Annotated in this window: 9 protein-coding genes; 8 read left to right on the top strand and 1 reads right to left on the bottom strand. The window is 52.9% G+C overall.

What is annotated here, in order from left to right:
- The first annotated feature begins 21 nt into the window (after positions 1–21).
- From kdpB to potE, 8 genes are all read left to right on the top strand, one after another.
- A complete protein-coding gene (kdpB, locus tag QUE74_RS04160; RefSeq protein WP_000087981.1) occupies positions 22–2,070 on the top strand; it encodes a potassium-transporting ATPase subunit KdpB in 2,049 nt (682 codons plus the stop codon).
- Between the two features lie 8 nt (positions 2,071–2,078).
- The gene (kdpC, locus tag QUE74_RS04155) at positions 2,079–2,651 is read left to right on the top strand and encodes a K(+)-transporting ATPase subunit C (protein WP_001354849.1); all 573 of its coding nucleotides are present in this window, start codon (positions 2,079–2,081) and stop codon (positions 2,649–2,651) included.
- Positions 2,644–5,328: a two-component system sensor histidine kinase KdpD gene (gene kdpD / locus QUE74_RS04150; RefSeq protein WP_001354848.1), complete on the top strand. Its 2,685-nt coding sequence runs from the start codon at positions 2,644–2,646 to the stop codon at positions 5,326–5,328. Before kdpC ends, kdpD begins: the two co-directional genes overlap by 8 nt.
- Positions 5,325–6,002 carry a two-component system response regulator KdpE gene (kdpE, locus tag QUE74_RS04145; protein ID WP_000186090.1) on the top strand — a complete coding sequence of 226 codons (678 nt, stop codon included), beginning with the start codon at positions 5,325–5,327 and terminating at the stop codon, positions 6,000–6,002. Before kdpD ends, kdpE begins: the two co-directional genes overlap by 4 nt.
- A gap of 164 nt (positions 6,003–6,166) precedes the next feature.
- Positions 6,167–6,298, top strand: a complete 132-nt coding sequence (locus QUE74_RS29445) for a TonB-dependent receptor (RefSeq protein ID WP_071533241.1) — start codon at positions 6,167–6,169, stop codon at positions 6,296–6,298.
- On the top strand, positions 6,277–6,381 hold the full coding sequence (gene speFL, locus QUE74_RS04140; protein ID WP_001312672.1) for a leader peptide SpeFL: 105 nt from the start codon (positions 6,277–6,279) through the stop codon (positions 6,379–6,381). The genes QUE74_RS29445 and speFL overlap by 22 nt, the downstream gene beginning before the upstream one ends.
- 310 nt (positions 6,382–6,691) lie before the next feature.
- Positions 6,692–8,890 (top strand): ornithine decarboxylase SpeF, encoded by a 2,199-nt coding sequence (gene speF / locus QUE74_RS04135; RefSeq protein ID WP_024166238.1) that lies wholly within the window; start codon positions 6,692–6,694, stop codon positions 8,888–8,890.
- A complete protein-coding gene (potE, locus tag QUE74_RS04130; protein WP_000075850.1) occupies positions 8,887–10,206 on the top strand; it encodes a putrescine-ornithine antiporter in 1,320 nt (439 codons plus the stop codon). The genes speF and potE overlap by 4 nt, the downstream gene beginning before the upstream one ends.
- Positions 10,207–10,262: 56 nt before the next feature.
- On the opposite strand, the gene pgm is transcribed toward potE, so the two are convergent.
- The gene (gene pgm, locus QUE74_RS04125) at positions 10,263–11,903 is read right to left on the bottom strand and encodes a phosphoglucomutase (alpha-D-glucose-1,6-bisphosphate-dependent) (RefSeq protein WP_001297249.1); all 1,641 of its coding nucleotides are present in this window, start codon (positions 11,901–11,903) and stop codon (positions 10,263–10,265) included.
- Positions 11,904–11,922 lie beyond the last annotated feature (19 nt).

Raw genomic sequence — 11,922 nt, 5'->3', positions numbered from 1 at the left:
GATATTGAGTGAGCACTGAATATGAGTCGTAAACAACTGGCGCTATTCGAACCAACACTTGTCGTTCAGGCGCTGAAAGAAGCGGTGAAAAAATTAAACCCGCAGGCGCAATGGCGTAATCCAGTGATGTTTATCGTCTGGATCGGCAGTCTGCTGACCACCTGTATTAGCATCGCGATGGCAAGCGGCGCGATGCCTGGCAATGCGCTGTTTAGCGCGGCAATTAGCGGCTGGCTGTGGGTCACCGTACTGTTCGCTAATTTCGCCGAGGCGCTGGCAGAAGGCCGCAGTAAAGCGCAGGCCAACAGTCTGAAAGGGGTGAAAAAAACTGCCTTTGCCCGCAAGCTGCGTGAGCCGAAATATGGCGCTGTGGCAGACAAAGTTCCTGCCGATCAACTGCGTAAAGGCGATATCGTACTAGTAGAAGCTGGCGATATTATCCCCTGCGATGGTGAAGTCATTGAAGGGGGTGCATCGGTCGATGAAAGCGCCATCACTGGGGAATCGGCACCGGTGATCCGTGAATCCGGTGGCGATTTTGCCTCCGTCACTGGCGGCACGCGTATTCTTTCTGACTGGCTGGTGATTGAGTGCAGCGTTAACCCCGGTGAGACATTTCTGGATCGGATGATCGCGATGGTGGAAGGCGCGCAGCGACGTAAAACGCCGAACGAGATTGCCCTGACCATTCTGCTGATTGCCCTGACTATCGTCTTTTTACTGGCAACCGCCACGCTGTGGCCGTTTTCCGCGTGGGGCGGTAATGCAGTCAGCGTAACGGTACTGGTGGCGCTGTTGGTCTGTCTGATCCCAACCACTATTGGCGGCCTGTTGTCAGCGATCGGCGTCGCCGGAATGAGTCGGATGCTGGGCGCGAATGTGATTGCCACCAGCGGACGTGCAGTTGAAGCGGCGGGCGACGTGGACGTCCTGCTGCTGGATAAAACCGGTACCATCACCCTCGGTAACCGTCAGGCATCAGAGTTTATCCCCGCGCAGGGCGTAGAGGAAAAAACGCTGGCCGACGCAGCACAACTGGCTTCGCTGGCCGACGAAACGCCGGAAGGCCGCAGTATTGTGATCCTCGCCAAGCAGCGTTTTAACCTGCGCGAGCGCGATGTGCAGTCGCTTCACGCCACTTTTGTACCGTTTACTGCGCAAAGTCGAATGAGCGGGATCAATATCGACAACCGTATGATCCGTAAAGGTTCTGTCGATGCCATTCGCCGCCATGTTGAGGCTAACGGTGGTCACTTCCCTGCCGATGTTGATCAAAAAGTCGATCAGGTTGCGCGTCAGGGGGCCACGCCGTTGGTGGTGGTGGAAGGTTCCCGTGTGCTGGGCGTTATTGCGCTGAAAGATATCGTCAAAGGCGGTATTAAAGAGCGCTTCGCCCAGCTGCGCCAAATGGGCATAAAAACGGTGATGATTACTGGCGATAACCGTCTGACTGCCGCCGCCATTGCTGCGGAAGCGGGCGTCGATGATTTTCTCGCTGAAGCGACACCGGAGGCCAAGCTGGCATTGATCCGTCAGTATCAGGCGGAAGGCCGTTTGGTGGCGATGACCGGCGACGGCACCAACGATGCTCCGGCGCTGGCGCAGGCAGATGTCGCGGTGGCGATGAACTCAGGTACTCAGGCGGCGAAAGAAGCGGGCAATATGGTGGATCTCGACTCTAACCCGACCAAGTTGATCGAGGTGGTGCATATTGGCAAACAGATGCTGATGACCCGTGGCTCGCTGACCACCTTCAGCATTGCCAACGATGTGGCGAAATACTTCGCCATTATTCCGGCGGCGTTCGCGGCAACGTATCCGCAGTTAAATGCGCTGAACATCATGCGCCTGCATTCGCCCGACTCCGCCATTCTCAGTGCGGTCATTTTCAACGCCTTGATTATCGTCTTTTTGATTCCCCTGGCGTTAAAAGGCGTGAGTTATAAACCGCTTACCGCTTCTGCCATGTTGCGCCGTAACTTATGGATTTACGGTCTGGGTGGGCTGCTGGTGCCGTTTATTGGTATCAAAGTCATTGATTTACTGCTGACCGTTTGCGGTCTGGTGTGAGGTTTACCATGCGTGGATTACGTCCGGCATTATCAACATTTCTCTTTTTGTTACTGATTACTGGCGGTGTTTACCCGCTGCTGACCACCGCGCTGGGGCAATGGTGGTTTCCCTGGCAGGCCAATGGTTCGTTGATTCGCGAAGGTGATACGGTGCGCGGCTCGGCATTAATCGGGCAGAATTTTACCGGCAACGGCTATTTTCATGGTCGCCCGTCGGCAACGGCAGAAATGCCCTATAATCCACAGGCTTCTGGCGGGAGCAATCTGGCGGTTAGTAACCCGGAGCTGGATAAACAAATCGCTGCACGCGTTGCCGCATTACGGGCCGCTAACCCGGACGCCAGCACGAGCGTTCCGGTTGAACTGGTGACGGCGTCAGCAAGCGGGCTGGACAATAACATTACCCCGCAAGCGGCGGTCTGGCAGATCCCACGCGTGGCGAAAGCGCGTAATCTCAGCGTTGAACAGCTCACGCAACTGGTCGCAAAATACAGCCAACAACCGCTGGTGAAATATATCGGCCAGCCGGTCGTCAATATTGTCGAACTCAATCTGGCGCTGGATAAGCTTGATGAATAACGAACCCTTACGTCCCGACCCCGATCGTCTGCTGGAACAAACTGCCGCGCCGCATCGGGGGAAGCTGAAAGTTTTTTTCGGTGCCTGTGCAGGCGTCGGGAAGACCTGGGCGATGCTGGCAGAAGCCCAGCGACTGCGGGCGCAAGGGCTGGATATTGTGGTTGGCGTGGTTGAAACTCACGGACGGAAAGATACCGCCGCAATGCTGGAAGGGCTGGCTGTTCTGCCGCTAAAACGCCAGGCGTACCGTGGGCGGCATATCAGCGAGTTTGATCTCGATGCCGCCCTCGCCCGCCGTCCGGCGCTGATCTTAATGGACGAACTGGCGCACAGTAATGCGCCAGGTTCTCGTCATCCTAAACGCTGGCAGGACATCGAAGAGCTGCTGGAAGCGGGCATTGATGTTTTCACGACCGTCAACGTTCAGCATCTGGAAAGCCTGAATGATGTGGTCAGTGGCGTCACCGGAATTCAGGTGCGGGAAACCGTGCCCGATCCCTTTTTTGATGCTGCCGACGACGTAGTGCTGGTGGACTTGCCCCCGGACGATCTGCGTCAACGGCTGAAAGAAGGCAAAGTCTATATTGCCGGGCAGGCGGAGCGCGCCATTGAACATTTTTTCCGCAAAGGCAATCTGATCGCTCTGCGAGAACTGGCACTGCGCCGTACTGCCGATCGCGTAGATGAACAAATGCGCGCCTGGCGGGGGCATCCTGGCGAAGAGAAAGTCTGGCACACGCGCGACGCGATTCTTTTATGTATTGGGCATAACACCGGCAGTGAGAAACTGGTCCGCGCGGCGGCGCGGCTGGCATCGCGCCTTGGGAGCGTCTGGCACGCGGTGTATGTTGAAACCCCTGCCCTGAATCGCTTACCGGAGAAAAAACGTCGGGCAATTCTCAGCGCCTTACGTCTGGCGCAGGAGCTGGGCGCGGAGACGGCAACACTTTCTGATCCGACGAAAGAGAAAGCCGTAGTGCGTTATGCCCGTGAACATAATCTCGGCAAGATTATTCTCGGTCGCCCGGCCTCGCGCCGCTGGTGGCATCGGGAAACGTTTGCTGACCGACTGGCGCGCATCGCCCCCGATCTCGATCAGGTGCTGGTCGCGCTTGATGAACCACCCGCCCGCCCGCTTAATAACGCGCCGGATAGCCGCTCTTTTAAAGACAAGTGGCGGGTACAGATTCAGGGGTGCGTGGTTGCCGCCGCGTTATGTGCCGTTATCACCTTAATTGCCATGCAGTGGCTGATGGCGTTTGATGCCGCCAACCTGGTGATGCTGTATCTGCTTGGCGTGGTGGTGGTGGCGCTATTTTATGGACGCTGGCCTTCGGTGCTTGCTACCGTCATTAATGTGGTGAGTTTCGATCTCTTTTTTATCGCCCCACGCGGCACGCTCGCCGTCTCTGATGTGCAATATCTGCTGACCTTCGCGGTGATGTTAACCGTCGGGCTGGTGATCGGGAACCTTACTGCTGGCGTGCGTTATCAGGCGCGGGTAGCCCGTTACCGCGAACAACGCACACGGCACTTATATGAAATGTCGAAAGCTCTGGCTGTGGGCCGCAGTCCGCAGGACATCGCCGCCACCAGCGAACAATTTATTGCTTCCACGTTTCATGCCCGCAGCCAGGTGTTGTTGCCCGATGACAACGGTAAATTGCAGCCGTTGACACATCCGCAAGGAATGACGCCGTGGGAAGATGCCATCGCGCAGTGGAGTTTTGATAAAGGCCTGCCTGCGGGCGCGGGCACCGATACGTTACCCGGTGTGCCATACCAGATTTTGCCGTTAAAAAGCGGCGAGAAAACCTACGGACTGGTGATGGTGGAACCGGGGAATCTGCGCCAGTTGATGATCCCGGAACAGCAACGCCTGCTGGAGACGTTCACGCTGTTAGTTGCCAATGCCCTGGAACGCCTGGCGCTGACCGCCAGCGAAGAACAGGCGCGGATGGCAAGCGAACGAGAACAGATCCGCAACGCCCTGCTGGCGGCGCTTTCGCATGATTTACGCACGCCGCTTACGGTGCTGTTCGGTCAGGCAGAAATCTTAACGCTCGATCTGGCAAGCGAAGGATCGCCTCACGCCCGCCAGGCCAGCGAGATTCGTCAGCATGTGCTGAACACGACCCGACTGGTGAATAATCTACTGGATATGGCGCGAATTCAGTCCGGCGGCTTTAATTTGAAGAAAGAGTGGTTAACGCTGGAAGAAGTGGTCGGTAGCGCGCTACAAATGCTGGAACCGGGATTATCATCGCCCATCAACCTGTCTTTGCCAGAACCGCTGACCTTAATCCACGTTGATGGGCCACTCTTTGAACGGGTGCTGATTAATCTGCTGGAGAACGCGGTGAAATACGCGGGTGCGCAGGCCGAAATTGGTATCGATGCCCACGTTGAGGGCGAAAATCTACAACTGGATGTCTGGGATAACGGCCCCGGTCTTCCACAAGGCCTGGAGCAGACGATATTCGATAAGTTTGCTCGTGGAAATAAAGAGTCGGCAGTGCCGGGCGTCGGGCTTGGGCTGGCAATTTGTCGGGCGATTGTGGATGTACACAGCGGCACCATTACCGCGTTCAACCGACCGCAAGGTGGTGCCTGTTTTCGTGTTACACTTCCCCAGCAAACAGCCCCTGAACTTGAAGAATTTCATGAGGATATGTGACAAACGTTCTGATTGTTGAAGATGAACAGGCTATTCGTCGCTTTCTGCGCACAGCGCTGGAGGGCGATGGGATGCGCGTTTTTGAAGCCGAAACGCTGCAACGGGGGCTGCTGGAAGCGGCGACTCGTAAGCCAGATTTGATTATTCTCGATCTCGGCCTGCCAGACGGTGATGGGATTGAGTTTATCCGCGACCTGCGCCAGTGGAGCTCGGTGCCAGTAATTGTGCTTTCCGCCCGCAGCGAAGAGAGCGACAAAATCGCCGCGCTGGATGCCGGAGCGGATGATTACCTGAGTAAGCCATTTGGTATTGGCGAATTACAGGCCCGTCTGCGCGTTGCTTTACGTCGCCACTCCGCCACCACCGCGCCCGAGCCGCTGGTGAAATTTTCTGATGTTACCGTCGATTTAGCCGCCCGCGTGATTCACCGCGGTGAGGAAGAGGTGCATCTCACCCCGATTGAATTCCGCCTGCTGGCGGTGCTGCTCAACAATGCCGGAAAAGTGCTCACCCAGCGCCAGCTTCTCAACCAGGTGTGGGGACCAAACGCGGTCGAACACAGCCACTATTTGCGTATTTATATGGGACATCTGCGACAAAAACTGGAGCAAGATCCCGCCCGCCCTCGCCATTTTATTACTGAAACCGGTATTGGGTATCGGTTTATGCCATGAATTATTATTCAATAAATACGCTTAACTAATTATTAATTCATTATTAAACCTGCCCCGAAAATTATTATTTGGCAGGTTTAATTTCTTAATGAAAATATAACCTACGAAATTACAACATTTAAACAACAAAACAGCATCTAATATGGCGCCACTCTTAATTAACGATTTATTATTTTGGGCGTGATCGTTTTTTGTTGATCTTCTTCACAGTTTATAGCCTTTTCATGGATAGAATAACTCTACCTTCAACTGACACAGCAAAAGGTAAAGGTAAATGGAAAATAATAACCGCTTAATGCCTCATATAAGGCGGACAACCCATATCATGAAGTTTGCCCATCGTAATAGTTTTGACTTTCATTTCTTTAATGCCCGTTAGTCTTCTGACTAAAGGGCACCCCAGCGTACAGGTCTCCCTGACTTTAAGCATTACAGGTTAATACCTGTATCCCTCGGTGCTCATATACTGCTAACCCTTTTAAACTCTAAATAATTCAAGTCGCAGCACTAGCAACTTGAAGTATGACGAGTATAGCCAGTTACCGGGCTGGTCTGGGTTATTGCATCTGCAAAAAGCAAACTACTGATTTATTTATCAGCGGTGGAGTTTTGCTTTTTTTCCGGCGTGATCGATTTCTCCTTTGAGAAATTGAGGACCTGCTATTACCTGAAATAAAGAGATGAACAAAATGTCAGAATTAAAAATTGCCGTTAGTCGTTCTTGCCCGGATTGTTTTTCCACTCATCGTGCATGCGTGAATATTGACGAAAGTAATTATATTGACGTTGCCGCCATTATTTTGTCGGTCAATGATGTTGAACGTGGAAAACTCGATGAAATAGACGCTACTGGCTATGGCATTCCTATTTTTATTGCAACGGAAAATGAAGAACGTGTACCAGCAGAATATCTGCCACGTATTACTGGTGTCTTCGAGCATTGCGAATCACGGAAAGAATTTTACGGACGTCAGTTAGAAACCGCCGCCAGCCATTATGAAACGCAGCTGCGCCCGCCCTTCTTCCGCGCACTGGTCGATTATGTCAATCAGGGCAATAGCGCTTTTGACTGCCCGGGTCATCAGGGGGGTGAGTTTTTCCGTCGCCATCCGGCAGGCAATCAGTTCGTGGAATATTTTGGCGAAATGCTCTTCCGCTCCGACTTGTGTAATGCCGACGTAGCAATGGGCGATCTACTGATTCATGAAGGTGCGCCATGCATTGCACAGCAACATGCAGCTAAAGTGTTTAATGCCGATAAAACGTACTTTGTTTTAAACGGCACCTCCTCTTCCAACAAAGTGGTTTTAAACGCCCTGCTAACACCGGGTGATCTGGTGCTGTTTGACCGCAATAACCATAAGTCTAACCACCACGGGGCCTTGCTACAGGCTGGTGCAACACCGGTTTATCTGGAAACAGCACGTAACCCGTATGGTTTTATCGGTGGTATTGATGCGCACTGCTTCGAAGAAAGTTATCTGCGTGAACTGATTAAAGAAGTTGCACCGCAACGGGCAAAAGAGGCGCGTCCGTTCCGCCTCGCTGTGATTCAGTTAGGCACCTACGACGGTACTATTTATAACGCCCGCCAGGTGGTGGATAAAATCGGTCATCTGTGTGACTACATCCTGTTTGACTCAGCATGGGTCGGCTATGAACAGTTTATTCCGATGATGGCGGACTGTTCGCCGCTGCTACTGGAGCTTAATGAGAACGATCCGGGTATTCTGGTTACGCAATCTGTACATAAGCAGCAGGCTGGTTTTTCCCAGACTTCACAAATTCATAAAAAAGACAGCCATATCAAAGGGCAACAGCGTTATGTCCCGCACAAACGCATGAACAACGCCTTTATGATGCACGCCTCCACCAGCCCGTTCTATCCGCTGTTTGCCGCACTGGATATTAACGCCAAAATGCATGAAGGTGTCAGCGGTCGTAATATGTGGATGGATTGTGTGGTTAACGGTATTAATGCCCGCAAATTGATCCTCGATAACTGTCAGCACATTCGTCCGTTCGTTCCTGAACTGGTGGATGGTAAACCCTGGCAATCGTATGAAACAGCGCAAATTGCGGTTGATCTGCGCTTCTTTAAATTTGTACCCGGTGAGCACTGGCATTCTTTTGAAGGTTACGCAGAGAATCAATACTTTGTCGATCCGTGCAAACTGTTGCTGACAACTCCTGGCATTGATGCACGTAACGGCGAATATGAAGCATTCGGTGTACCCGCGACGATTCTTGCTAACTTCCTGCGCGAAAATGGCGTAGTGCCGGAAAAATGCGATCTTAACTCCATCCTCTTCCTGCTGACTCCGGCAGAAGATATGGCCAAACTGCAGCAACTTGTTGCCCTGCTGGTACGCTTCGAAAAACTACTGGAAGCTGATGCGCCTCTGGCGGAAGTATTGCCTTCCATCTACAAACAGCATGAAGAGCGCTACGCCGGTTATACCCTGCGTCAGTTGTGCCAGGAAATGCATGATTTGTATGCCCGTCACAACGTGAAACAACTGCAAAAAGAGATGTTCCGTAAGGAACACTTCCCACGCGTCAGCATGAATCCACAGGAAGCCAACTATGCCTACTTACGCGGTGAAGTGGAACTGGTTCGTCTGCCGGATGCAGAAGGCCGTATCGCAGCCGAAGGTGCGCTTCCTTATCCTCCGGGTGTGCTGTGTGTTGTTCCGGGTGAAATCTGGGGTGGTGCTGTTCTGCGTTACTTCAGCGCTCTGGAAGAAGGGATCAACCTGCTGCCAGGTTTTGCACCGGAGCTGCAGGGTGTCTATATCGAAGAACATGATGGTCGTAAGCAAGTTTGGTGCTATGTCATCAAGCCTCGTGATGCGCAAAGCACCCTGTTGAAAGGGGAAAAATTATGAGTCAGGCTAAATCGAACAAAATGGGCGTCGTTCAGTTAACCATACTGACGATGGTCAACATGATGGGCTCCGGCATCATCATGCTGCCGACAAAGCTTGCCGAAGTTGGGACAATCTCAATAATCTCCTGGTTGGTGACAGCCGTAGGCTCAATGGCGCTGGCATGGGCATTCGCAAAATGCGGTATGTTCAGCCGTAAATCAGGCGGTATGGGCGGTTATGCCGAGTATGCTTTCGGTAAATCCGGTAACTTTATGGCGAACTATACCTACGGCGTCTCGCTGCTGATTGCTAACGTGGCGATTGCTATTTCGGCAGTTGGTTACGGCACCGAACTGCTCGGCGCGAGTTTGTCACCAGTGCAGATTGGTCTGGCAACCATCGGAGTGCTGTGGATTTGTACCGTGGCTAACTTTGGTGGTGCGCGCATTACCGGGCAAATCAGTAGCATTACCGTGTGGGGGGTCATTATTCCGGTGGTAGGCCTGTGCGTTATCGGCTGGTTCTGGTTTAGCCCGACACTTTACGTTGATTCCTGGAATCCGCATCATGCACCGTTCTTCAGTGCGGTAGGTTCTTCCATCGCCATGACGCTGTGGGCTTTTCTTGGTCTGGAGTCTGCGTGTGCGAATACTGATGTAGTGGAAAACCCGGAACGTAATGTGCCAATCGCGGTACTCGGCGGTACGTTAGGTGCGGCGGTGATTTATATCGTCTCCACCAACGTGATTGCCGGGATTGTGCCCAATATGGAGCTGGCAAATTCAACGGCACCATTTGGTCTGGCCTTCGCGCAAATGTTCACACCGGAAGTGGGTAAAGTCATTATGGCGCTGATGGTGATGTCCTGCTGCGGTTCGCTACTTGGCTGGCAGTTCACCATTGCCCAGGTGTTTAAATCTTCATCTGATGAAGGCTACTTCCCTAAAATTTTCTCCCGTGTAACCAAAGTGGATGCACCGGTTCAGGGGATGTTGACCATTGTGATTATTCAGAGTGGATTGGCACTGATGACCATTAGCCCGTCACTGAACAGCCAGTTCAACGTGCTGGTTAACCTGGCCGTGGTGACCAATATCATCCCATATATTCTGTCGATGGCGGCATTAGTCATTATTCAGAAGGTCGCCAATGTGCCACCATCAAAAGCGAAAGTAGCAAACTTTGTTGCCTTTGTTGGTGCGATGTACAGTTTCTATGCGCTGTACTCATCCGGGGAAGAAGCCATGCTGTACGGTTCCATCGTGACCTTCCTTGGTTGGACACTGTATGGTCTGGTATCACCACGCTTTGAACTGAAAAACAAACACGGTTAAAAAAGCGAAATAAAAAAGGGCGATCTTCCGACCGCCCTTTTTCTTATTTAATGTGTTTACGCGTTTTTCAGAACTTCGCTAACAATCTCAACCGCTTCTTTCTCGATCTGCTTGCGATGTTCTTCACCGAGGAAGCTTTCGCAGTAGATTTTGTATGCGTCTTCCGTGCCTGACGGACGCGCGGCGAACCAGCCGTTGTCAGTCATCACTTTCAGACCGCCAATAGAAGCACCGTTGCCCGGAGCAGCAGTCAGGCGCGCGGTGATCGGGTCGCCTGCCAGGGTGCTGGCGCTCACCATTTCCGGAGACAGCTTAGACAGCGCCGCTTTTTGTGCGGAAGTCGCAGCTGCCTGCAAACGGTTGTAGCTCGGCGCACCAAAGCGTTTTGCCAGTTCGTTGTAGTGTTCCTGCGGGTTCTTACCGGTAACAGCAGTGATTTCCGCCGCCAGCAGACACATAATGATACCGTCTTTATCGGTGGACCACGGCGTGCCGTCGAAACGCAGGAAGGAAGCCCCTGCGCTCTCTTCGCCGCCAAAGCCGAAACTGCCGTCGAACAGACCATCAACAAACCATTTGAAGCCTACCGGGACTTCTACCAGCTTACGGCCCAAATCATTGACCACACGGTCGATCATCGCAGATGAAACCAGCGTTTTACCGACAGCAACATCTTTGCCCCACTGCGGACGATGCTGGAACAGGTAGTTGATCGCCACCGCCAGGTAGTGGTTCGGATTCATCAAACCTGCCGGAGTGACGATACCGTGACGGTCATAATCCGGGTCGTTAGCAAACGCCAGATCGAACTTATCACGCAGTGCCAGCAGACCCGCCATCGCACACTCGGAGGAGCAGTCCATACGGATCGCGCCGTCTTTATCGAGGTGCATAAAGCGGAAGGTTTGATCGACCTGATCGTTAACGATGGTCAGGTTAAGGTTGTAATACTCGCCAATACGCTTCCAGTATTCGATACCGGAACCGCCCAGCGGATCAACGCCCAGCGTCAGGCCCGCTTTCTGAATCGCCGCCATATCAACGATATCGGCCAGACCTTCCACAAACGGCTGCACCAGATCCTGCTCTTTCACATGACCGGATGCCATCGCTTCGTCAAGGGAGATACGCTTCACGCCTTTCAGGCCATCGGCCAGCAGTGCGTTGGCCCTGTCTTCCACCACTTTGGTGACGTTAGTATCAGCCGGGCCACCATTTGGCGGATTGTACTTGATACCACCATCTTCCGGCGGGTTATGGGACGGTGTAATCACGATACCGTCTGCCAGCGGGCCACCTTTTTTATTGTGAACCAGGATGGCATTGGAAACGGCAGGCGTCGGAGTGAAGCCATTGTTTTCCTGCACAATAACATCTACGCCGTTCGCTGCCAGCACTTCCAGTACGGAAATGAACGCAGGCTCGGACAGGGCGTGAGTATCTTTACCCACATAGCAAGGGCCAGTGATGCCGTTTTTCGCACGTTCTTCAGCAATTGCCTGAGCGATCGCCAGAATGTGCGGCTCGTTAAAGCTGTGGCGCGCTGCACTGCCACGGTGACCGGAAGTACCGAATTTCACCGCGTGCTCCGCATTCCCTGCTTCTGGTTTCAGTACATAATATTGCGCCGTCAGTTGGGCGACGTTAATCAAATCACTCTGTTGTGCAGGTTGGCCTGCACGATTGTGGATTGCCATTGCTTTGTCCTTTGTCTGC

Source organism: Escherichia sp. 10290 (genome assembly GCF_030295155.1).
Lineage (GTDB): Bacteria > Pseudomonadota > Gammaproteobacteria > Enterobacterales > Enterobacteriaceae > Escherichia > Escherichia coli_F.
The sequence above is the reverse complement of the archived record's forward strand: the minus strand, read 5'-3'. Positions and strand labels throughout refer to the sequence as shown.